The sequence below is a fragment of the Clostridium saudiense genome, from assembly GCF_000577815.1.
In the GTDB taxonomy this organism is placed as follows: Bacteria; Bacillota; Clostridia; order Clostridiales; family Clostridiaceae; genus Clostridium; species Clostridium saudiense.
In genome coordinates this window covers 68493-92719 of record NZ_CBYM010000006.1, presented here as the reverse complement: position 1 = coordinate 92719, position 24227 = coordinate 68493, and the positions used below count along the sequence as shown (strand labels likewise).

The following is a 24227-nucleotide window of genomic DNA, read 5'->3' as shown; positions in this document are numbered from 1 at the left end:
TATAATGAAAAATTTTAATTTAGAAGCACATAATATTAAAGAAGAATTAAAAGAAATAAGAAGAACTCTTCATCAATATCCAGAATTAGGGTTTGAGGAGACTAATACTTCAAGATATATAAAAGAGTTTTTAATCAAAGAGGGAATTGAATTTAAGGAGTTTGCAAAAACTGGAGTTTGTGGAATTATCAATGGAACTAAAGAAGGAAATAAAAAAGTTATTGCTTTAAGAGCAGATATTGATGGACTACCAATGCAAGATAAAAAGAGTTGTCAGTATGCTTCTAAGGTTAAAGGAAAAATGCATGCTTGTGGTCATGATGGACATACAACAATTCTTCTAGGGGTTGCTAAGATATTAAATAAGTATAAAGCTGAGTTTAGTGGAACAGTAAAACTTATTTTTGAACCAGCAGAAGAAACTACTGGTGGAGCAAAGGTAATGATAGAAGAAGGAGTACTTGAAAATCCTAAAGTTGATGTGATGTGTGGACTACATGTTGAAGAAACTATTGATTGTGGAACTATTATGGTTAAAAAGGGGACAGTAAATGCAGCTTCAAATCCATTTAGTATAACTATTAAAGGGGCTGGAGGGCATGGAGCTTATCCAGATACTGCAATCGATCCAATAGTTATAGCAAGTCATGTTGTTACTTCGCTTCAAGGTATAGTAAGTAGGGAGATAAAACCAGTTAATCCAGCTGTAGTTACAATTGGTAGTATTCATGGTGGGACTGCTCAAAACATTATTCCAAGTGAAGTGAAATTGGCTGGTATTATTAGAACTATGACTATGGAAGATAGAGAGTTTTCAAAAAGAAGGTTAAAAGAAATTGTAAATGGTGTTTGTGCAACTTTTAGAGGAAGTGCAGAAATTGAGATTGAAGAATCTTATCCATGTTTATATAATGATGATGACATGGTGGAATTATTAGAAAAAAGCGCTAAGGAAGTAATTGGTGAAGAAAATGTTAAGTTGCAAAAGAATCCTAAATTAGGTGTTGAAAGTTTTGCATACTTTGCAAACGAAGTACCTTCAGTATTTTATTTCTTAGGAATAAGAAATGAGAAGAAAGGAATAATTTATCCAGCACATAATAGTTTATTTGATATAGATGAGGATGCATTGCCAATTGGAGTGGCAATTCAATGTGAAATTGCGGTAAATTATTTGACAAGATAAGAAAATAATATTAATCTATTAAAATGGATAAAATGACAAAAAAATAGACTGTTTATAGTTATGTTAAATAATTGTAAACAGTCATACAATATAGGAGTTGGTTTTTTGAAAATTGAAATAGGAACAAATGAAGCAGGGCAAAGATTGGATAAGTTTTTAAGAAAGTATTTAAAGGATGTTCCATTAAGTGCTATTTTTAAAGCTTTAAGAAAGGGTGACATTAGAGTTAATGGAGTAAAGAAAAAAGAAAATTATCCATTAGAATTTGGGGATGTAATTGAAATTAGATATTTACAAAGTAAGCAAGAGAAAAAAGAAGATACATTTATTAAAGTAAATTCAAGCGGACTTATGATTACATATGAAGACGAGAACATTTTAATTGTTGAAAAATGGCCTGGGGTTTTAGTACATCCAGATCAAAAGGGAGCAGAACCTTCACTTACAGATTATGTATTGTCTTATTTAAATGGAAAAGGTGATTACTTACCAGAAAAAGAAAAAACATTTACACCGGCTCCATGCAATAGATTAGATAGAAATACTTCAGGAGTAGTTATTTTTGGAAAGAATTTTGAGTCATTAAGAACTATGAACGAAATGATTAGAGAAGGTAATGTTAAGAAGTATTATAATGCGTTAGTAAAAGGTAAAATAAAAGATGGAGTATACAAAGGATATATTTCAAAAGATGAAAATGAAAATATATCTAAGGTATATGATGAAAAGAGACCTAACACTAAGGAAATTGCTATGGAAGTAAAGACAGTTCAAACTAATGGAGCATATTCATTACTAGAAATTGACCTTATTACAGGTAGAAGCCATCAAATTAGAGCACATTTAAGTCATTTAGGAAATCCTATCATAGGTGACTTTAAGTATGGAGATAAAAAGTTAAATTCATTCTTTGATAATAAGTTTGGATTAAATTATCAATTCCTTTATGCTTATAAGCTTATTTTTAAGGGCGCTAATGGGAAACTTGAGTATTTAAAGAATAAAACAATAGCAGAAGCGCTTCCGCCAATGTTTAAAAAGATTAAGAAGGATGTATTTAAATTTACTATATAAGATCATAAAAGGGGAAAGTTATGGAAGAGAAATCAGTGGGTCGTAGTTTTCTTATATTATCTATAGCGGGGATACTTGTAAAAGTAATGTCAGCAGCATATATTCCATTGTTAAGAGCTATAATTGGTACAACAGGAATAGGAATATATAATGCAAGTTACAGTTATTTTGTTTTTATATTAGCTATTACAAGCTTAGGAGCACAACCAGCAGTTGCAAAGGTTGTATCGGAATTAAGGGCTTTAGGACATGAAGAAGATGCATTAAGGGCAATGAAATTAGCAAGAAGGTATTTAGCGATTATCGGTGCTATTATTACAATTGCATTTATGATGCTTATCGGACCGATTGCTAAAATAACTAAATGGGAAACAGCAACACTTTCTTTAATGTTTCTAGCTCCAACAGTATTTTTTAGCTGTTTATTAGCTACATATAGAGGATACCTTCAAGGTATAGAGGAAATGAAGACTCTAGCTATTTCGCAAGTTATAGAGCAGCTTGTTAACGTAGTTTTAAGTTTAATATTTGCTTTTGTGCTTGTAGGAATAAGCATAGAATGGGGAAGTGCTGGAGGTACTGTAGGTACAACTATAGGTGCAATTGTAGCACTTATATTTATCTTAATAATATATGATAGAAATAGATTAGAAGAAAGAGCAGAAGAAGAAAATAAAGCAGAAAAACATATTAGTGATAAAATGATACTAAAAAAACTTGTTAAGTATGGAGTGCCGATAATAATGGTAGCTGCATTACAAAATTCAAGTGGTATGATTGATACTATAAATGTAAAGGGAAGACTTCTTGCAGCTGGTTTTAATGATAATAGAGCAACTGAGTTATATGGAATACTAGGATGTTATAATACATTGCTTTATGTACCGTTATCAATAGTAACAGCATTAAGTTCAGCAATTTTTCCAAGAATAATAAATGCATTTACAACAAAGAAAAAGAAAGAGTTAAAATCACATATAGCATATAGCTTTAGATTAACTTATTTAATAACAATACCAGCAGCAGTTGGTTTATCTATGCTAAGTAAAGAAGTATATATTATGATTTATGGTAGTACAGAGGGATATCAATTATTGATGTATGGTTCTGTTGTGTTGATTTTTATGTCACTTTCAGCTATACAAAATACTATTCTTCAAGGAATAAATAAATTATATTTAGTATTAAGCACTGCTTTTTTAAGTATTATAATAAAATTTGTTATTAACTATTTTTTAGTTGGAATAAAGGATATTAATATATTAGGAGCTGTATTTGCAAGTTTCTTTGCTTTTTTAGTTCCCGTAATAATAAATCATAATAGATTAAGAAGAATATTTAAAATGAGAATACCTATAGTTAAAATGGCTTTAGTACCATTATTAGCTTCGTGTGTTATGGCATTAAGTATCTCATTATGTAAAATTCCAATAAATAGATTTATGAATATAGTACAAGGTGGAAGGGCTATAACGTCAATAGTAGCTTTAATGTTAATTGCTATAGGTGGAGCTGTATACTTTGTAGCTATGATTTTCCTTGGTGGTATAAAGAAGAAAGATTTAGATATGATTTCACCTAAGTTATTTACTTTATTACCAAGATTTTTAAGAAAGAATATGTAAATAATATAAATATAAATATAAATATAAATATAAATGGTCTGTTACGTTAAGTAACAGACCATTTATATTTATATATTGTTAGCAACTATAAATTGATGTTTTCCACGTTTTTTTGCTTCATACATTGCATGATCAGCACTTTCAATTAAATCAGACATAGTAGTACAGCTTGTTATATTCATTGTTATTATACCAATAGAGCATGATAATAGTTTTTCGTTGGGGATAGTGATATCTTTCATCAAGATTTTTGATATTCTATCACTAAAGCCAATATATTTTTCTAAAGAATTATATATGTTATTTGCCACTGATAAAATTTCTTCATTAGAATAATCTTGTAGTAAAAGTAAAAATTCATCTCCACCGTATCTAATAGGTGAATTATGTTTAGGCGTTACAGAGTTGAGTATTTCTGCAAACCAAATTAATACTTGATCCCCAATTTTATGTCCAAAAGAATCATTGTAGTATTTAAAGTTATCCAAGTCGATATAAAATAATGTTACAGTATTTGAATCATTAGGATTATAATCTAATAAGTTTGAAAGTCTATTATAAAATCCTTGTCTATTACAAATTCCAGTTAGCATATCTGTATAAGCACTTTGTAATAATTTTTGTTGTCCTTCAATTCTTCGAATAGTTTCAAATAACTGTTTAGTTGTTAAGTTTATTAAGCGTAAAAATTCATTGTTAAGTGTAATTTCATTATTAATCATTTCTCCAGAGGATTTAGTTAAGCATAAATAAGAGGCTTTTAATTTATTATCCTTCAAAATAGGAATAAAAATAAATGAATGTATATTTGAGTTTATTAGTAATTCAATTTTGTTAATAAAAGACTTTAATTTATTTGTCAATGACGTTGAATGATTAGGATAAACAAAACCTTGTTTATAATCTGATAATAGTGAAATAAGTTTTGGTAATTTATTATTTATATTATCGTCATTACTTGAAGAATAAATTAAATCTATAGTTGAATTTTCGTGTAATAACATAAACGAATAATCTAATGCAAATCTACTTTCAATTAAGGACATAGAACTTGATAAAACTTTATCTAAATCATCTAAAGAAGATAAGTTCTCTTGGAAAAGATTTAAAAAGTTTATTTCATCTACTTTTGAATTTAATTCATTTAAAGATGCTTGTTGTTTAGCAGCTTCTACTACCCAATTCATTGATGATGGATCATGAGGTATTTGAATTGGATTAGGATCATTACCTTCAAGAATAGAAAGATAGTAGTTAAAATTATTTTCTCTACAGTATCTTATTCCATATTCTTTATACTTATTAGCTTCATTAAAATTACCTAATTCAGTTAATAAAGAATAGTATTCATAATTAAATTTAGGTAATAAACATTTTAAAGATCCTTCAAGTAAACCAAGATAATAGTTAGCTTTTTCAAAGAATGATTTAGCTTCTATCAATTTATTTTCTGTTTTTAGTAAAAGACCTTGTAAAAAATTTGATAAAAAGAATTCATCATCATCATCTTTAAAGAATTTAATTGTAGCATCTTTACATTGAGTCTTCATGTTTGATAAAAATGAATACGCTTTATAGTAATTTCCTAAGTAAAAATTATTTAATCCTACAATTCCATATAATCTAGTTAATGTAGTCAAACGTAATCTATCTACTTTTAATACGTTTAATATTGATAAACAAATGTTAAAGCAGTCATTTGCTTTTGTATATTGATTAGAAAGAAGAAAATTAAATCCTTTATTAAAAATAGTCATACATATTTCATCAAAATTCCAATTATATCTCAAATTTAATAATGCCAAATCGTAATAAGAGTTAGCTGTTATATAATCTTCATTTGTTAAATAATAATATCCTATACCATTATAAGTTTGAGCTAGTCTAAAATAATCTTTCATTTCCAATAATAAAACTTCAACTTTTTTATAATAAGTTATACTTATATTATAAAAACCTCTTACAGCGTAAACTAAAGCAGTTTTTAGATAAGAAGATAATATACAATTTTGATTATCTAATTCAAGTGCTAAGCGTCTCCCTTCGTTAGAATATGATATCTTTTTATCTTCAGGACCTGAATATTCAATTTCATAGTAGGAATGAGTTAAAAAATATGCAAGCATATTTTTTCGCTTATATTTTTTTGCAAGATAAATAAATTCATTAGCAAAATTAAATTTATTTAAATTTGTTCTATATTTAGCAAATTCATTAATCCAAAATATTAAAGAATAGGAATTAAAAATAAGCTCTTCGTTATTTAGTTTTTTTGAAAGTGTATAACTTTGTTTTGATAATATTTCGGCTAAAGAAAATTTTTTCTTTAATATATTAATCATAGAAAGCTTTTGAATTGCTATGAGTCTAAAATAGTCATTTCCATTTTCTAATGAAACATTTGAGAGTAATTCGTAATATTTTAAGCTTTCATCATAATTTTCTAATAAGCAATATGTATTTCCTAATTTCAATAAAGTTAGGTATAATTCCTCTAAAGTGTGTTTTGAATTATTTTCTTTTATTAAATCATAATTTATTTTATAAAAATTTAGAGCTTCCTCTAAAGCAAAAAAATTATAGTAATTATCGCCGTTAAATAAATTATCACTATTATTTAAATTTATATAATTATTATCAGAGCTTTGAGTTTTATTTATTAAAATTTTATTAGAAAACTCAAGTAATAAGCCGTCTAATTCTAATAATTGAATTAAGTCGTCAAAATTGCTTTGAAAATTTTCGTTATAATAATGGTAATCATTTAGTGTAAGTATTATCTTAAAGTTATTATTGGAAGAACTAGTAAATAACCATTTGAGCCAGTTTATGGTAGATATAGGTGCATAATTTATATTTTCTAAAGTAATAAGTAGTGTTTTTTTCTTACCATAGTAATTAAAAAAATTTAAAAACTCTGTGAAAAATCTCGATTTTTCATATGCGTAGTCAAAGGGTAAAATTTCTTCTATTCTATTTGCTTTACCATTAAAAATAAAACTTTTGAATAATTCTTTATGTGCCGGATATACAGATAATTCATTCATTAAATAATCTAAGTCTTTTTTGGTATTCGTAAAGTTTTTTATTAGTGAACAAAATGGTGAATACGGTTCCAAAATGGGGTAGAACTTATAGTCTGTATAAAAAGTATTATATTCTGAATTTGAAGATTTATTTAAATAATTTAAGTTTGAATCGAAGGATTGTCCATTTTTTTTAATTAAAAAAATACTTGCTTCATTTCTTTCAATTTCTTTTAAAATAGATGAATAGCGACCAATATCTATATTTAGCATAATAACCTCTCAATAAAAAAATAAAATTAGTGTTTAATGTGGAATTATAGTAATTATAAAGTATTTAGTATTTAAATTTAATTTTAAAAATATAAAAAAATTAAATTTACAATTAAATTCCATGATATTTAACCAGTAATATATATTATATCATATTATTTACAAAAATTAATCATTTATTAGATGAAAAGAGATAAAAAAAACACGATTTGAATAGTATATATTAGGAAATTTATTTTAAGGAGTAATTATGAAAAATAAAAGAGATGAAAAAGATTGCACATTAACCACTGATAATGGCATTCCTATTTCTAATGATACAAGCTCTTTAACTGTAGGGGAGGATGGTCCTGTTTTATTAAAAGATACCAATTTAATTGAAAAGCTTGCTAGCTTTGATAGGGAGAGAATACCGGAAAGAGTAGTACATGCAAAAGGATCTGCAGCTTATGGATACTTTGAAGTAACAAATTCTATGAGAAAATATACAATAGCTAAGGTTTTTACAGAAGAAAATAAAAGAGTACCTGTTTTAGTAAGATTTTCAACAGTTATAGGTTCAGAAGGTTCTGCAGATACAGCGAGGGATCCAAGAGGATTTGCAGTTAAATTTTATACTGATGAGGGGAATTACGATATTGTTGGTAATAATTTACCAGTATTTTTTATTAGAGATGCTTTGAAATTTCCAGATATGATTCATGCATTTAAACCAGCGCCAGACACAGGAGTAACTGATTTAAACAGGTTTTGGGATTTTATTTCAGTTAATCCTGAATCAACAAATATGATAACATATGTATATTCAGATCTGGGGACTATAAAAAGCTTTAGAAAAATGGAGGGATTTGGGGTTAACACATATGTCTGGGTATGTCCTATGGGAAAGAGAAGGTTAATTAAATATCACTGGAAGCCACTTTTAGGTGTTGAAACAATAGATAGAGATAAAGCAATTATGTTAGCAGGAATAAATCCAGATATAGCAAGACAAGATTTATATGAGTGTTTAGCTAGAGGAGAAAAAGTTAAATATGATTTATATGTTCAAATTCTAGAGTTGGATGATATTGATAAGCTTAACTTTGATGTTTATGATGCTACAAAAATATGGCCAGAAGATAAAATTCCATTAATTAAAGTTGGAACTATGACATTAGATAAAAATCCAGATAATTTTTTTGTAGAAACAAATCAAGCTGCATTTGCACCTTCAAATTTGGTACCAGGAATTGAGGCTTCAAATGATAAATTATTACAAGGGAGATTATTTGCATATAGGGATACTCAAAGGCATAGATTAGGACCAAACTTTAATCAACTTCCTGTTAATGCTCCAAAAGTTAAGGTTTGTAATTATCATCAAAATGGTAATATGAGATATAGAGGAAATCCTGGACATGTTAATTATAGACCCAATATGCTTGACAATAATAAACCAAATTTGGCAAAGGATATAGCAAGTCAACATATTTGTTTGAACGGTGAAGAAGTAAGAAAGGTGATTGAAAAGGCTGATGATTTTACTCAAGCTGGAGAAAGGTATAGAAGCTTGTCAAAAAAGGAGAGAGAACATTTAATATATAATATTTTATGTGATTTAAAAGAAGTAAATAGAGAGATTCAGGAAAGATTAATTGCTAATTTTACAAAAGCAGATAAGGATTTTGGGGAGTGTATAAAAAAAGGGTTAAAAATTAAAGATTAAAAATGTGAGGACTTTAAAAATAAGGTGAAAAAGCTTTAACTTGTTCTAGCTTTTTCACCTTATTTTTAATATTCATCTATTCCAAATCTGCTTAAATAAGCAAATACTCCGAATGTAAATATTATTATTAATATATTTTTAAAATAAAATAAATCTGTTAGTAAATACTTATTTGCTAAATTTAAAATTAAGAAAATTAAAATTCCTATTAAAGAAAAAATAATTATATTAAATAAAGATAAATTTAATTCAATGTGTTTTTTTATTTCATGTAAATTAATTATTAAATTTAAAGTTGAAGTAACAAATATAGTAATTACGTAAGAAAAAATATTTATACTAGGTATAGCTGTGAAAAAGTATAAGCATAGTATTTCGGTAACAGAAACTATTATTGAATTTCTTAATATAATACTTTGTCTGTTTAGTCCATTTAATATTCCCACCATTGTATTTGAAACAAAAAATATAGGTGCTGAAAGTGAAGATAGCTTAATGTATAATCCTAAGTCATCTCTATGATAAAACATCTGTCCAAGAGAATCTGGTATAAGTTGACAAATTACTGTTGTTGCCATTCCTAATAGAAAAGCAATTTTTAAAACCATTCTTATTCTTACGGAGGCATTGTAATATTCACCATTGCTTATAGTTTGTGATAAATCAGGTACGAGAAGCGTATTTATTGAATTTACAACAATTAAGGGAAAAGTAACTATAGTTAAGGCCATTCCATTAAATTTACCTATTAAGTTTAATGCAGAACTATAATCTAAACCAGAAGCAACAAGCTGTCTTGGAACAACTAATGTTGAAATTGTTGAAAAAGCATTTCCTAAGAATCCATTTAAGCATAAAGGTAATGAAATTATAAGAACATTAAATAATAATTGAGCTTTTCTTTCAGGTTTATCGTGACCTATAGGCATTCTTTTTTTTGTATATCTAAAATAAATATAAAGTAATAAAAGACTTTGCAATTCTCCTATAGCTAGTGACACAAATGCTAATGTTACTATTGAAGTTAATGTTTGAGCTTTAAACATATATATAAGTAAAGTTATGGTTATTATTCTCATTGCTTTTTCAGATATGTCAATTATAGCAGGAACAGTGATTTTGGATGTTCCGTAGAAAAAACCTTTTAATATATTTGAAAGTGCAATAAAAACCATGGCTGGACAAGTAACTCTTATGGCATTTAAAGTTCTAGGATCCTTAATTCCATATTTACTTATGTAAGGTGCAAGAAAAAATACTATAATTCCAATAACCATTGCCCATATTATGTTAAAAAAAGCAACGGATCGAATAGTTTTAAATAAATTATTATATTCTCCATTAGCTTCATAAATAGCGGAACGTTGAGAAATAGCTGCAATTATTCCAGCAGTCATTAAGCAAATAAATAAGTTATATACTGGCATAACTAAACCATAAATAGCAAGACCTTCAGGACCTGCAATATTTCCTAGATACATAGAAAAAATAAATCCGAGTATTCCGGTTGTAATGTTAGAAGCAGTTAAAAAAAATGAATTTTTAAAGAAATTATCTTTTTCCAAATTATTTTCCTCCTTTTGTAGATATTTATTAAGCAAAAACATATGAATACTAATTAAACAATTTACCAATATTTAATAAAGTTGAATTACATTAATACTTATTCAGTAGAATAAAACAATATGATATTAAAGAGCATTATTTAAATATAAGTAATATTTTGTTATGTAAAAAAATAAATTTATTATGAAGGGGTGAGGCTTATGAAGAAATTTTTGCAATGCATAATTTTATCAGTTGCGATAGTTAGTATTTCTTTTGGAATTTATAAATTTAGCAAAGGGTATGATCTTAATTTAATTTATAAAAATATTGATTGGTCAATTACAAATAAATCAGTAGAGGGAGCAGTATCATTTACGTTTGACAGAGCTAATAATTTGTACATAGCTTTTAAAGATACAATAAAAGTAGTTAATGAAAGTAATAATGAAGAAGTATTAATATATGATAAGTCGTTAAATATATATGATATTGCTTGTAGTGGAGATTCTATAATTATAGCTACGGATAATAGAGTAATAGCTTATGATCTATCTAATAAGGAATTTAGAGATATAGTAACTGGATTGCCTAATTTAGGAATTAATAATAAAACTAATATTACTTTAAAAGATGAATATTTATATATAACTATAGGTTCAAATACAAATGCAGGAATTGTAGACGAGGGAAATAAAAATGAAGATATTGCATCTTTCGAATGGGTATCAACTGGTATTGGATATAATGGAAATTATGGATTTACTAAATTTGGACAAGTAGTGAATTCAGGGGAAAAAATAAAAGAAGGTATGTTAAGTAATGCTTCAATATTAAAATACAATTTAAATACTGGAAAGCTTTCGACTTATGCAACTGGAATTAGAAATGTTGAAGGAATAGCTACAAATAGTATGGGTGAATTAACTGCAATTGTAGGTGGAATGAATGAAGAGGGAGGAAGAGAAGTAAAAGATGATGTTGATTATATATATGATATAAAAGAAAAGGCATGGTATGGGTGGCCTGATTTTAGTGGTGGAGACCCTATTACTTCTCCAAGATTTTCTGATGGAACTAATAAATTATCATATATTATTGAAAATCATCCAACAGAGACACCATTGCCACCTAGATATCAACATAATAGTTTACAATCCCTAAAAGGACTAGCTATTGATTATGAAGGAAAGTGTTTTCCAAAGGATACTGTAATTTTTGCTGATAATAAAGAAAATTGTATATATGTATTAACTGAATTAGGAACTTCAAAAGCTATCGTAAGTTTAGATAAAAATAGCTATATAGAAAAAATACGTTATAATAATTCAAGTATATATTTATTAGATAGTAAAGCGGGATGCATATATAAGATTCAAGGAGAAATAAATAATAGTTCATTTAATTTACCAAATATAATTTGGATTTTTATTGCTATATTGGTAATTGCTATTGTAATGACTATTATATATAAAGTTAAAAATAAGAGAAAAAATAAATAAAATCCTAAAAATATCTTATGGGAATTCCATAAGATATTTTTTTGTATTATTATATATAAATAAGGAAAGATAAAAGCTTAAATACCAAAAGAAAAAATAATTGTTAAAAATGATTTACATAAGTTGAATATAATAATAATAAAATTTATTAAAAGAAAAATAATTTATAAAAGGGAGAGTAAATATGGGAAAAACAATTATATTAAATTTAAGTGGTGTTAAGTTATTAGGTGATGTACTAGACGTTGGTGAAAGCTACGGAGTAATTTACAATATTTCTAAAGATACAATTGACGAAGTTTGTGTTGATCTATTAGAAGGAAGTATAGATGAAAAAAGTATACAAGGTGAGTATGATGTATGCACTATATTCTTTTACTTAAGTAATTTATGGAGAGAATCAGCTCGTGTTCAATTGATAAATGAAGTAAGTAAATTAATAAAAGTAGGTGGAGAAATATATATTTGGGATATAAATAAAGAGATGGGAGAAGTATCAAATAATAAGGTGATGGCAGTATTACCATCTGGTAAAATAAAAGAGTTTGAGTTTAAAAATTTAAACCCTATTTCTACATCAAATATAGATAATACTAAAAAAATGTTAGAAAATATGTATAGTATTAAGGAAGAGAAGCTTTGGGAGGATATATTTTTCATTAGGGGAGAAAAAATAAAGTAACGAAAGGAAGAAGAAAGTGAAAGTTTTATTAACAGCAATTAACTCAAAATTCATTCATAGTAATTTAGCAGTGAGGTATCTAAAAGCATTTACTGAAGACATGGATTATACATGCAAAATTAGGGAGTTTTCAATTAATGATAGGGATGAAAAAGTACTTGAAGAAATTATAAAGGAAAAACCTGATGTAGTTGCTTTCTCAACATATATTTGGAATGTTGAGATGGTGAAAAGATTATCTAATCTTATAAAGATAGTAAATAGTGATATAAAAATTTTATATGGTGGCCCAGAAGTATCTTATGATAGTTTAAATATATTAAAGGAACTTAATGGTGATTATTTAATTGAGGGAGAAGGAGAAAAAACATATAGAGAATTTATTGAATATTGCCTTGGGAAAAGAGAGATTAGAAGTATAAGAGGATTATATTTTAAAGAAGGCAATGAAGTAATAGGAAATGGTAATAGACCTCTTATGAGTATGAATGAAATAGTTTTCCCATATAAGATGGATGAAGATTTAGATAATAAGATAGTGTATTACGAGGCATCAAGGGGCTGTCCATTTAACTGCAAATATTGTCTTTCATCAACAACTCATGGAGTAAGATTTTTAGATATTGAAAGAGTAAAAAAAGAATTGCAATTTTTCATAGATAAAAAAGTAAGACTTGTTAAATTTGTAGATAGAACTTTTAATTGCAATTTTAAATTTTCAACAGCTATATGGGAATTTTTAATTAATGCTGAAACAAAAACTCAATTTCATTTTGAAATATCAGCAGACATTTTAAAACCACAAGAATTAGAATTGCTTAGAAAGGCACCTAAAGATAGATTCCAATTTGAAGTAGGAGTTCAAACTACTAATGATGATGTATTAAATAGAATTAATAGATTTGTTAATTTTAGTGATATTAAAGAAAAGGTTGTTGAATTATTAGAAATAAAAAATATAAAACAGCATTTAGATTTAATAGCAGGATTACCAGGTGAAGACATAGTATCATTTAAAAAATCATTTAATGATGTATATAGTATTGAACCTGAAGAAATACAGTTAGGATTCTTAAAGCTTCTTAGGGGATCTTCTATGAGAGAAGAAGCTGAAGAGTATGGAATGAGATATTCACCATATCCTCCATACGAAATTATTTCTACAAAGGATATTTCTTATGATGAGCTTTTAATATTAAAAAAAGTAGAAAGTATGGTAGATAAATATTATAATTCACAGAAATTCAATAACATAATAAAAATATTAGTTAAGTGTTTTGATACTCCTTATGATTTTTATTTAGAATTGGGAAATTACTTTGATAAGAAGGGATACTTCGATAGAAATATAGGTAATAGTGAATATTATAAAGTATTTTTAGATTTCAATATGGAAATAACAAAACTAGATAATAAAATATTACGAGATATAGTAAAGTATGATTACTTAATGTTTAATAAAAGAAGAGGGATGCCAGAATTCTTAGGAAAAGGAGTAGGTAAGGAAAAAGAAAATGAATTTAAAGATAGATTAAGAGAAAAATACTCCTTTAAAGATTATTATGTAGAGGGTTTTTGCATAGATATAAACAAATATATAAAAACTGGTGAAATAGAAGAAAGAGAATCATATTTCTTATTTGGATATGATGGAGACATTATAGAAATTGATAATTTAGTTAACATAAAAGAAAATAAGTAAATTACAAAAAGAAAATAAGTAAGTAAAAAATATAATAAATAGATAATTATTACAAAATTAAAGTGTTGTTTAGGAAATGTTAACAAAAAAAAGTTGAAAAATTGTAAAAACCGTGTATAATTAAAAAAGAGATAAAAAGTAATTAATACTATATTAAGTATTAATATTTATATTATCCAACTTGTATATAGTAAAGGTGGTGAGACTTTGGCATTAGAAGCAATTAATGAGATAAAGGAAGCTGAGAAAAAGGCTGAAATGATAATTTCAGAAGCTAAACAAAATGCAAAAGAAATTGTTAGCGGTGCTACTAAAGAAGCAGATATCAAATATGATGAAATAATAAGCGAAGCAAAAGCAAAAGCTAATAACTTATTAAATGCTGCTTTAGAAGAAGGAAATAGCAATGCAGAACCGATCTTAAAGATTGGAGAAAAAGAAATAGAGGCTATACGTAATATGTCTCAAGATTTAAAAGATAATGCTATTAATATAGTTGTTGAGAGGATAGTGAAGATTCATGGCAATAGTTAAGATGAACAAATTCACTTTGCTTACTTTTGAATCTAAAAAAGAAGAACTTCTTCGTAGATTACAAGGATTTTCAAATGTAGAATTTATAAATCTACAAGATGAAAATTTATTAGAAGCTAATGAAGAGTTAAAAAATCTTAATAAAGACGAAGTAGATTCAAATATTGCAAAGTATGAAGAAGATTTATCAAAGGCTAAAACTACTCTAGACTTTTTAACTCACTATATGCCTAAAAAGTCAGGATTAAAAGCATTAGAGGATGACAAGGAAAACTTAACTATTGATGAATTAGAAAATGCAGTTAAGAACATAAACTGGAACGAAATTTATTGTAAAGTTAAGGAGAAGGAAGATGAGCTTCACAGCATAGAAAGCAAAATTACTAAGCTAGAAGGCGAAATTGAAGTTTTAACTCCATGGCAAGCCTTAGATATTTCTTTTGAAGCTCTAAATGAGCTAAATATGGTGTCAACTTTCGTTGGAAGTATTTCAAAGCAATATGAAGGACAACTTAATGAAAGTTTAGATGCTGAATATGTTGAAATTATCTCAAGAGGTAATAACGATATAAACATATTAGTTGTGTCTTTAAAAGAAAGACATGATGAAGTATTAAATCTTTTAAGAGGATTTGGATTTAGTTCATTTAAATCAGAGTTTGATGAAATACCACAAGTTGTTATAACAAATCATGCTCATGAGATAGAAGAATTAAAATCAAAAATATTCTTCGTAAAAGAAGAAGTAGCTTCTTTTGAAGAAGACTATAAGAAAATGAAATTAGTTTATGATTATCTTACAAACATAGTTTTAAGATATAAAGCTTCAAATAACTTCTTAAGAACTACAAACACTGTTGCTATTCAAGGATGGTGTGAAGTAGAAAAGAATGAAGAATTACAAAAGATATGTAAGGAAGCTTTAAATGACGACTATTATATATCATTTGAAGAAGTAAAAGAAGATGAAGTTGATGCGGTTCCAGTTAAATTAAAAAATGGATTGCTTAACAAAACATTTGAATCTGTTACAGAGATGTATAGTTTACCAAAATATAATGAAGTAGATCCAACTCCATTATTAGTGCCATTTTATTTAATATTCTTTGGTATGATGGTTGCTGACGTTGGATATGGATTAGTAATGTTAATAGCTGCCTTCTGTGCAATGAAATTCTTAAAATTAAATAAGAAAAATGAAGATTTTGCTAGATTCTTCTTATTCTTAAGTATACCAACAATAGTTATTGGTTTAATATACGGATCATTCTTTGGAGATGCAGTTAAAATACCAGGATTAATAAATCCAACTGAAGATGTTAATACACTTTTAGTGGCTTCTATAGTATTTGGTGTTATACAAATATTCTTTGGATTATGTATAAAAGCATATACGCTTATTAAAGTAGGAAAACCAAAGGATGCATTTTATGATGTTGGTTCATGGTTAATTACTTTAATTTCTATTGGAGTATTAGCAGGAACTATAATGCTAGGATGGCCATCAATAGTTAAATACATTGCTATAGCAGCTATGATATTTGGTATGCTTGTAATAGTATTAACTGGTGGTAGAGCAGAAAAGACAAAAGGTGCTCAAATAGGTCAAGGTTTATATTCATTATATGGAATAACAAGCTATATTGGTGACTTAGTTTCATATACAAGACTTATGGCATTAGGTTTATCAGGTGGATGTATTGCAGGAGCATTAAACTTATTAATGAAATCATTAACTGGTCCAGCAATAATATTATTACCATTTGTGTTTGTAGCAGCTCACGTATTTAACTTATTATTAGGTTTATTAGGAGCATATGTTCACACAGCAAGATTACAATACGTAGAGTATTTCTCAAAATTCTACGAAGGTGGAGGAAAAGCATTTACTCCATTTAAAGCATCAGAAAAATATATGAATTTAAAGGAAAATTAGGAGGATTTGAAAAATGAATACATGGATACAATTTTTTATGGAAAATAATGGTGGTTTAATATTTGCAGCTTTAGGTGTTGCATTAGCAGTTGGTTTATCAGGTATAGGTTCAGCTAAAGGTGTTGGACTAGTTGGGGAAGCGGCTTCAGGATTAGTTACAGAAGAACCAGAAAAGTTCGGTAAAGCATTAGTATTAGAATTATTACCAGGTACTCAAGGTTTATACGGTTTCGTTGTTGGTTTCGTTGCTTACACTAAGATGTCATCAGGAATGTCTTTAGAACAAGGTTTATACTTAATAGGTGCTTGTTTACCAATCGCTTTAGCTGGTTTATTCTCAGGTATAGCTCAAGGTAGAGTTGCTGCTTCAGGTATCCAAATATTAGCTAAGAGACCAGAACACAACACAAAAGGTATCATCTTATCAGCAATGGTTGAAACTTACGCATTATTAGGATTCGTTATATCATTCATGTTAGTAAGTATGGCAATGTAATTAATACATGCAATATTATTAGCATCATAAAGATTGGAGATATAGATTATGTCAAATGTAAAGAATATAACTTCTAAAATCCTTAAGGATGCAGAAGCTGGAAAGGAAAATATCTTAGCAACTGCTGAAGAAGAAAAGAATAAAATTCTTTCTAAAAAAATAAGCAGTGCAAATGAAATTGCACAAGAAATTTTAGAAAAAGCTGAAGTTGAAGCAAAATCTAAAAAAGAAAGAGTAATTTCTAGTGCTAAATTAAAAGTTAGAAATAACAAATTAGCAGCTAAGCAAGAAATTATAGATGAAGTTTTCGAAAAGAGTATAGATAAGTTAACAGAATTATCTAAAGAAGAATTCTTAAACTTTGTTAAAAATACAATTTCAACAATGAATTTAACTGGAAAGCAAACATTAATTTTAAATGAAACAGGGTTAAAGTTTGTAGATGCAGCCTTCATTGAAGAATTAAACTCAAAGGTAAAAGCACAAATCACTTTAAGTGAAAAAGCTGGTAATTTTAAAGGTGGTTTCATCTTAGAAAATGAAGGTATAGAAATAAATAGCACTTTTGAAGCTCTAGTAAGCTCATTAAGAGATGAGTTAGAGTTCGAAGTGGCGCAGGTGTTATTTAGTTAAGGAGGGGTAGTATGGATGTAATGCAATTTACTCAAGCTCTTTCAAGAATTTGGGTATTGGAAACAAGACTCCTTGATAAATCTAAAGTAGAAAGAATGTTAGAAGCTAATTCTGCTGATGAAGTTTTAAAAATACTTGGTGAAACTGAGTATGCTAATATAATGGGTAATGTTAAAAGAGCGGCTGATTATGAAGAAGTTTTAAGTACAGAACTTAAAAGAGTTTATAAATTAGTTTATGAACTTTGCCCAGTAAAAGAAATAGTAGATCTAATGAGCATTAAATATAAATACCATAATATTAAGGTATTATTAAAAGGAAAGTTCTTAGATAAAGATTTCTCAAACATGTTAATTGATTTAGGTAATGAAGACTTAAATGAATTAAAGAGAAAAATAGATACAGATAATTTTAGAGATTTAAAAGGAAATGTTGAAAAAGCGGTTTTAGAAGTAATTGCTGATTTTGAAGCAAATAAAGATCCTCAAAATATTGATATAATTGTAGATAGATATATGTTTAAAGAGTTAGTTGAAATAAAGAAATCTTTAAATTATAAATTTACAGATAAACTTGTAAATGCAATTATTGATGCTACAAATGTCAGAACTTTACTAAGAATTAAAAAGCAAGGTAAAGGAAGAGAATTTGCATCAGAAGTTTTAGTTAGTGGTGGATCTATAAGCAAAGATACATTAGTAGCAATCATTAATGAAACACCAGAAAATATTATTTCTAAATTAAGTACTAGTGCCTATTCAGATTTAATAAAAGAAGGTGTTGAAAGCTACATAGCTACTAATTCAGCAAATCTTTTAGAAAAATTAAGTGATAATTACATTATGGATTTAATGAAAAGCGGTAAGCTTGTAACATTTGGACCAGAAAGAATTTTATCATATATTTATGCTAAAGAAACAGAAATCAAAATCATTAGAATTATAATGGTTGGTAAGCTTAATAATATTGCTGAGGAAGTAATAAGAGAAAGGCTGCGTGATATTTATGTATAAGAAAATCGGTGTAGTTGGAGATAAAGACTCAGTTTTAGCATTCAAAGCTATTGGAATAGATGTATTTCCAGTTGTAGAAGCTGATGAAGCTAGAATTGCCGTTGATAGAATGGCTATGAATGGATACGCAGTTATTTTTATAACAGAGCAAGTTGCAGTAACAATTGAAGAAACAATTGAACGTTACAATAAGCAAATGCTTCCTGCTGTAATATTAATTCCAAGTAATCAAGGAACTTTAAATATAGGTTCAAAGAGAATCAGCGATAGCGTAGAAAAAGCTGTTGGTGTGAATATTTTATAGGAAGGCAGGTTAGAGATTTGAAGACCGGAAAGATAATCAAGGTTGCAGGTCCTTTAGTTGTTGCTGAAGGAATGGACGAAGCAAATATTTATGATATGGTTAAGGTTGGAGAAAAGGGTCTTATCGGAGAAATCATTGAAATGAGAGGCGATAAGGCATCTATCCAAGTTTACGAAGAAACTACAGGAATAGGGCCAGGGGACCCAGTTGTTACAACAGGGGAACCATTAAGTATTGAATTAGGACCAGGACTTATAGAGTCAATGTTCGATGGAATACAAAGACCACTAGATGCATTTGAAAAAGTAGCTCAATCACCATTCTTAACAAAAGGTGTATCAGTTACTTCATTAAACAGAGAAAGAGTTTGGACTTTTAATCCTACAGCTAAAGTTGGAGATAAAGTAGAAGCTGGTGATGTAATCGGAACAGTTCAAGAGACATCTGTTGTATTACACAAAATAATGGTTCCATATGGAGTAGAAGGAACTATTAAAGAAATTAAGGCTGGAGACTTTACAGTTGTAGATACAGTTTGTGTTGTTGAAACTGCTAAGGGAGATAGAGAAGTTCAACTTATGCAAAAATGGCCAGCAAGAAAAGGTAGACCATTTGCACAAAAATTAAAACCAGAAGCACCAATGACTACAGGACAAAGAGTTATAGATACATTCTTCCCAGTAGCTAAGGGTGGAGCTGCTGCAGTACCAGGTCCTTTCGGAGCAGGTAAGACAGTTGTTCAACACCAAATAGCAAAATGGGGAGATGCTGAAATAGTTGTTTACGTTGGATGCGGTGAACGTGGTAACGAAATGACAGACGTTCTTAATGAATTCCCAGAGTTAAAAGACCCTAAAACTGGTGAATCATTAATGAAGAGAACAGTACTTATAGCAAACACTTCAAACATGCCAGTTGCGGCAAGAGAAGCTTGTATATATACAGGTATCACAATAGCTGAATACTACAGAGATATGGGATACTCAGTATCAATCATGGCAGATTCTACTTCAAGATGGGCAGAAGCATTAAGAGAAATGTCTGGTAGACTTGAAGAAATGCCAGGGGATGAAGGTTATCCAGCATACTTAGGATCAAGACTTGCTGACTACTATGAAAGAGCTGGTAAAGTTGTATGCTTAGGTAAAGATGGAAGAGAAGGAGCAGTTACTGCAATCGGTGCGGTATCACCTCCAGGGGGAGACCTTTCAGAACCAGTTACTCAATCAACATTAAGAATAGTTAAAGTTTTCTGGGGATTAGATGCTCAACTTGCATATAAGAGACACTTCCCAGCAATAAACTGGATTAACTCATATTCATTATATGCTGATACTGTAGATGGATACTTAAATAAGACAGTTGCTGAAGATTGGTCTGCATTAAGACAAGAAGCAATGACTTTATTACAAGAAGAATCAGCTTTACAAGAAATCGTAAGCTTAGTAGGTATAGATGCATTATCAGAAAAAGATAGATTAAAATTAGAAGTTTCTAAGTCTATAAGAGAAGACTATTTACAACAAAATGGTTTCCACGAAATAGATACTTATACTTCATTAGATAAACAATACAAAATGTTAAAGCTTGTATTATTATTCAGAAAAGAAGCAGAAAGAGCTTTAGAAGCAGGAGTTTACTTAGATAAGATCTTAGGATTAGAAGTAAGAGACAAAATTGCAAGAAGTAAATATATCCATGAAGATGACATAGCTAAGATGGATGATATTGCTGCTGAATTAAGAGCTGACATTGATACTTTAATCAACGAAGGAGGGGTTCTTAATGCTTAAGGAATACAGAACAGTTACAGAAGTTGTTGGTCCTTTAATGGTTGTTGAAGGAGTTAGCGGCGTTAAGTATGATGAACTAGTTGAAGTTGAAATACAAACTGGTGAATTAAGAAGAGGTAAGGTTCTAGAAGTTAATGGATCTAAAGCAATGGTTCAATTATTTGAAGGTTCTTCAGGAATTAACTTAAAAGGAACTAAGGCTAAATTCTTAGGAAAGCCACTTCAATTAGGTGTATCAGAAGATATGCTAGGAAGAGTATTTGATGGAATGGGTCATCCAATTGACAACGGACCAAAGATAATACCAGAAAAGCAATTAGATATTAATGGGGAAGCAATTAACCCAGTATCAAGAAACTTCCCATCAGAGTTCATTCAAACAGGAATATCTGCTATTGATGGATTAAATACACTAGTAAGAGGACAAAAGTTACCAGTTTTCTCTGGTTCAGGTCTTCCACATGCTCAATTAGCTGCACAAATAGCGAGACAAGCGACTGTATTAAATTCAGATGCTAACTTCGCTGTTGTATTTGCTGCTATAGGTATTACTTTCGAAGAATCTCAATTCTTCGTTGATGAATTTAAGAAGACTGGTGCTATAGATAATGCTGTATTATTTATGAACCTTGCTTCTGACCCAGCTATCGAAAGAATAGCTACACCAAGAATGGCATTAACAGCTGCTGAATTCTTAGCATACGAAAAAGACATGCACGTTCTTGTTATTATGACAGATATCACTAACTATGCTGAAGCATTAAGAGAAGTTTCTGCAGCTAGAAAAGAAGTTCCAGGTAGAAGAGGTTACCCAGGTTACTTATATACTGACCTTTCTACATTATATGAAAGAGCAGGTAGAATTAATGGAAGAGGTGGATCTATCACTCAAATTCCAATATTAACAATGCCTGAAGATGATAAAACTCATCCAATTCCAGACTTAACTGGATATATTACTGAAGGTCAAATAATCCTTTCAAGAGAATTATACAAGAAGGGAATTATGCCTCCAATCGACGTTTTACCATCACTTTCAAGACTTAAAGATAAGGGTATCGGTAAGGGAAAGACTAGAGAAGACCATGCTGATACAATGAACCAATTATTCTCAGCTTATGCTCAAGGTAAGCAAGCTAAAGAGTTATCAGCAATCTTAGGTGAATCTGCATTATCAGAAACAGATAAAAAGTTTGCTAAATTTGCTGAAGCTTTTGAAGAACAATATGTTTCTCAAGGATTTGAAACTAACAGATCAATAGAAGAAACTTTAAATTTAGGTTGGAAATTACTTAAGATTCTTCCTAAGACAGAACTTAAGAGAATCAGAGATGAATATCTTGAAAAGTATATGCCAAAGGGAGATGAAGAGTAGAATATGGCAAAGTTAAATGTCAATCCTACTAGAATGGAGCTATCTAAGCTGAAGAAGAGATTATCTACTGCAGCGAGAGGACATAAGCTTCTTAAAGATAAACAAGATGAATTAATGAGACAATTCATTAACCTTGTTAAATATAATAATGAACTAAGAAAATCAGTTGAAGCTGAACTTGAAGGTTCATTTAAAGATTTCGTTATGGCTAGTGCTGTAATGAGCTCGGAATTCTTAGAAGAAGCAGTTGCTTATCCAAAAGATAGTGTATCTGTTGAAGTAGGAACAAAAAACATAATGAGTGTTAATGTTCCACAAATGAAATTCCACAGACAATTACAAGATAGTGAAGGAAGCATTTATCCATATGGTTTTGCCAATACATCTTCTGAATTAGATGATGCTATAGGAAAGCTTGAATCTATACTTCCTAATCTACTTGAGTTAGCTGAAGTTGAGAAATCAACTCAGTTAATGGCTGATGAAATTGAAAAGACAAGAAGAAGAGTTAATGCGCTTGAATATATGACTATACCTCAATTAGAAGAAACTATTAAGTTCATAAGAATGAAACTTGATGAAAATGAAAGAGGAGCTTTAACTAGATTAATGAAGGTTAAAGATATGATTAACTCAAGAGCATAATTATTTAACATTATCACAAAAAGGAGCTGTTTTAAAATGACAGCTCCTTACTTTTTATACAAACTATTATATAGAAATGAAGTTAAAGTTTTTCATTTTATTAAGATTATATTATGTATTTGATAATAGAAAGAAATAATAGTATAATGCTAATAGAATACATAATAGTGCATATTATGTGGAATTTTAAGGAGAAATTTAATGAAGTATTTAATAGCGACAATTTTGTCATTTTCAATAGTATTTATTTTGACACCAATACTAATGAAAGTGGCACTTAAATATAATTTTACGGATAAACCAACTAAGAGAAAAAAGCATAGAGGACCAATTCCGCTTTGTGGTGGTATTTCTATGTTCATAGGATTCTTTATACCTTATTTTATAGTATTTTATGATCATCCTTTTAAAGAAAAGTATGGTATTTTTATAGGAGCACTATTAATATTGATAATAGGGGTAGTAGATGATTATTATAAAAGTATTGGTAAAGAATTTGCTATTATACCAAGATTAATAGTTCAATTATTAGCAGCAATAATTGTGTATAAGTCAGGAGTAGTTTTTCAAGGTTTTACTAATCCTTTTACTAATACATATGTTGTTTTACCAACAATTATTCAATTTATATTAACTATAACTTGGATTTTTGGGGTTACTACAGTAATTAATTGGTCTGATGGTATGGATGGCCTAGCAGGAGGATTATCCTTTATATCAGCAATGACTTTTGCAGCATCAGCAGTAATATTATCACAATCACCATCATTATTATTTTCATTAATGATTGCAGGAGTTGTATTAGCATTCTTGTTTTATAATAAGTATCCAGCAAGGATATTTATGGGAGATTCAGGAGCTAATTTTTTAGGGTTTATATTAAGTATAATAGCTTTAGATGGTGCATTTAAAGCGGCAACAATATTAAGTTTATTAATTCCTATTTTAGCACTGGCTGTGCCGATTTTTGATAATATATTTGTAATTTTTAAAAGATTTTCAGAAGGAAAGCCCATATATCAGGCTGATAGAAGTCAATTACATTATAGATTAGAAGCTAAAGGATTGAATACAAAACAAGTAGTTAGTTTTATAAGCGTAATAAGTTTAGTATTTAGTATTATTTCTATTTTAATGTTATTAATATAATGGGATTTAATAGCAAAAAAATAATT

General features: G+C 28.5%; 19 protein-coding genes. 17 read left to right on the top strand and 2 right to left on the bottom strand.

What is annotated here, in order from left to right:
- Positions 1–4: 4 nt before the first annotated feature.
- The 3 genes from TY07_RS04935 (at position 5) to TY07_RS04925 (ending at position 3885) form a co-directional block, all read left to right on the top strand.
- Complete coding sequence (locus TY07_RS04935) at positions 5–1186, top strand: M20 metallopeptidase family protein (protein ID WP_042396221.1); 1182 nt, start codon at positions 5–7, stop codon at positions 1184–1186.
- Positions 1187–1291: 105 nt separating this feature from the next.
- Positions 1292–2260: an RluA family pseudouridine synthase gene (locus TY07_RS04930; protein ID WP_042396219.1), complete on the top strand. Its 969-nt coding sequence runs from the start codon at positions 1292–1294 to the stop codon at positions 2258–2260.
- A gap of 20 nt (positions 2261–2280) precedes the next feature.
- Positions 2281–3885, top strand: a complete 1605-nt coding sequence (locus tag TY07_RS04925; RefSeq protein ID WP_042396217.1) for a putative polysaccharide biosynthesis protein — start codon at positions 2281–2283, stop codon at positions 3883–3885.
- Between the two features lie 68 nt (positions 3886–3953).
- On the opposite strand, the gene TY07_RS04920 is transcribed toward TY07_RS04925, so the two are convergent.
- Positions 3954–7184, bottom strand: coding sequence for a GGDEF domain-containing protein (locus tag TY07_RS04920; protein WP_042396215.1), 3231 nt, complete (start codon positions 7182–7184; stop codon positions 3954–3956).
- A gap of 250 nt (positions 7185–7434) precedes the next feature.
- Between TY07_RS04920 and TY07_RS04915 the strand changes: the two genes are divergently transcribed.
- Positions 7435–8892 carry a catalase gene (locus tag TY07_RS04915; protein ID WP_042396211.1) on the top strand — a complete coding sequence of 486 codons (1458 nt, stop codon included), beginning with the start codon at positions 7435–7437 and terminating at the stop codon, positions 8890–8892.
- A gap of 65 nt (positions 8893–8957) precedes the next feature.
- Here the strand turns inward: TY07_RS04915 and spoVB are convergent, their stop codons facing one another.
- Positions 8958–10457, bottom strand: coding sequence for a stage V sporulation protein B (gene spoVB / locus TY07_RS04910; protein WP_042396209.1), 1500 nt, complete (start codon positions 10455–10457; stop codon positions 8958–8960).
- Between the two features lie 201 nt (positions 10458–10658).
- Between spoVB and TY07_RS04905 the strand changes: the two genes are divergently transcribed.
- The 13 genes from TY07_RS04905 (at position 10659) to TY07_RS04845 (ending at position 24201) form a co-directional block, all read left to right on the top strand.
- On the top strand, positions 10659–11939 hold the full coding sequence (locus TY07_RS04905; protein WP_042396207.1) for a PQQ-dependent sugar dehydrogenase family protein: 1281 nt from the start codon (positions 10659–10661) through the stop codon (positions 11937–11939).
- Between the two features lie 184 nt (positions 11940–12123).
- On the top strand, positions 12124–12621 hold the full coding sequence (locus TY07_RS04900) for a hypothetical protein (protein WP_042396204.1): 498 nt from the start codon (positions 12124–12126) through the stop codon (positions 12619–12621).
- Between the two features lie 16 nt (positions 12622–12637).
- Complete coding sequence (locus TY07_RS04895; protein WP_042396203.1) at positions 12638–14323, top strand: B12-binding domain-containing radical SAM protein; 1686 nt, start codon at positions 12638–12640, stop codon at positions 14321–14323.
- Positions 14324–14530: 207 nt separating this feature from the next.
- Positions 14531–14857, top strand: a complete 327-nt coding sequence (locus tag TY07_RS04890; RefSeq protein ID WP_042396199.1) for an ATPase — start codon at positions 14531–14533, stop codon at positions 14855–14857.
- Entirely contained in the window at positions 14844–16793 is a 1950-nt protein-coding gene (locus TY07_RS04885; RefSeq protein ID WP_042396196.1) for a V-type ATP synthase subunit I, read from the top strand. Before TY07_RS04890 ends, TY07_RS04885 begins: the two co-directional genes overlap by 14 nt.
- Positions 16794–16806: 13 nt before the next feature.
- Entirely contained in the window at positions 16807–17289 is a 483-nt protein-coding gene (locus TY07_RS04880; RefSeq protein WP_042396194.1) for a V-type ATP synthase subunit K, read from the top strand.
- Between the two features lie 48 nt (positions 17290–17337).
- The gene (locus TY07_RS04875; protein ID WP_042396192.1) at positions 17338–17922 is read left to right on the top strand and encodes a V-type ATP synthase subunit E; all 585 of its coding nucleotides are present in this window, start codon (positions 17338–17340) and stop codon (positions 17920–17922) included.
- Positions 17923–17933: 11 nt separating this feature from the next.
- Positions 17934–18935, top strand: coding sequence for a V-type ATP synthase subunit C (locus tag TY07_RS04870; RefSeq protein WP_042396190.1), 1002 nt, complete (start codon positions 17934–17936; stop codon positions 18933–18935).
- Positions 18928–19239: a V-type ATP synthase subunit F gene (locus TY07_RS04865; protein WP_042396298.1), complete on the top strand. Its 312-nt coding sequence runs from the start codon at positions 18928–18930 to the stop codon at positions 19237–19239. Before TY07_RS04870 ends, TY07_RS04865 begins: the two co-directional genes overlap by 8 nt.
- Before the next feature lie 17 nt (positions 19240–19256).
- Positions 19257–21032: a V-type ATP synthase subunit A gene (locus tag TY07_RS04860; RefSeq protein ID WP_042396187.1), complete on the top strand. Its 1776-nt coding sequence runs from the start codon at positions 19257–19259 to the stop codon at positions 21030–21032.
- On the top strand, positions 21025–22407 hold the full coding sequence (locus tag TY07_RS04855) for a V-type ATP synthase subunit B (protein ID WP_042396183.1): 1383 nt from the start codon (positions 21025–21027) through the stop codon (positions 22405–22407). Before TY07_RS04860 ends, TY07_RS04855 begins: the two co-directional genes overlap by 8 nt.
- A 3-nt stretch (positions 22408–22410) precedes the next feature.
- Positions 22411–23052, top strand: coding sequence for a V-type ATP synthase subunit D (locus TY07_RS04850; RefSeq protein WP_042396179.1), 642 nt, complete (start codon positions 22411–22413; stop codon positions 23050–23052).
- Between the two features lie 201 nt (positions 23053–23253).
- Positions 23254–24201, top strand: a complete 948-nt coding sequence (locus TY07_RS04845) for an MraY family glycosyltransferase (RefSeq protein ID WP_042396176.1) — start codon at positions 23254–23256, stop codon at positions 24199–24201.
- The last annotated feature ends 26 nt before the right edge of the window (positions 24202–24227 follow it).

Coding starts and splice junctions, on each gene's coding strand:
- TY07_RS04935 (WP_042396221.1), top strand. CDS start 5: ATGAAAAATTTTAATTTAGAAGCACATAATATTAAAGAAGAATTAAAA.
- TY07_RS04925 (WP_042396217.1), top strand. CDS start 2,281: ATGGAAGAGAAATCAGTGGGTCGTAGTTTTCTTATATTATCTATAGCG.
- TY07_RS04920 (WP_042396215.1), bottom strand. CDS start 7,184: ATGCTAAATATAGATATTGGTCGCTATTCATCTATTTTAAAAGAAATT.
- TY07_RS04915 (WP_042396211.1), top strand. CDS start 7,435: ATGAAAAATAAAAGAGATGAAAAAGATTGCACATTAACCACTGATAAT.
- TY07_RS04905 (WP_042396207.1), top strand. CDS start 10,659: ATGAAGAAATTTTTGCAATGCATAATTTTATCAGTTGCGATAGTTAGT.
- TY07_RS04900 (WP_042396204.1), top strand. CDS start 12,124: ATGGGAAAAACAATTATATTAAATTTAAGTGGTGTTAAGTTATTAGGT.
- TY07_RS04885 (WP_042396196.1), top strand. CDS start 14,844: ATGGCAATAGTTAAGATGAACAAATTCACTTTGCTTACTTTTGAATCT.
- TY07_RS04880 (WP_042396194.1), top strand. CDS start 16,807: ATGAATACATGGATACAATTTTTTATGGAAAATAATGGTGGTTTAATA.
- TY07_RS04875 (WP_042396192.1), top strand. CDS start 17,338: ATGTCAAATGTAAAGAATATAACTTCTAAAATCCTTAAGGATGCAGAA.
- TY07_RS04870 (WP_042396190.1), top strand. CDS start 17,934: ATGGATGTAATGCAATTTACTCAAGCTCTTTCAAGAATTTGGGTATTG.
- TY07_RS04865 (WP_042396298.1), top strand. CDS start 18,928: ATGTATAAGAAAATCGGTGTAGTTGGAGATAAAGACTCAGTTTTAGCA.
- TY07_RS04855 (WP_042396183.1), top strand. CDS start 21,025: ATGCTTAAGGAATACAGAACAGTTACAGAAGTTGTTGGTCCTTTAATG.
- TY07_RS04850 (WP_042396179.1), top strand. CDS start 22,411: ATGGCAAAGTTAAATGTCAATCCTACTAGAATGGAGCTATCTAAGCTG.
- TY07_RS04845 (WP_042396176.1), top strand. CDS start 23,254: ATGAAGTATTTAATAGCGACAATTTTGTCATTTTCAATAGTATTTATT.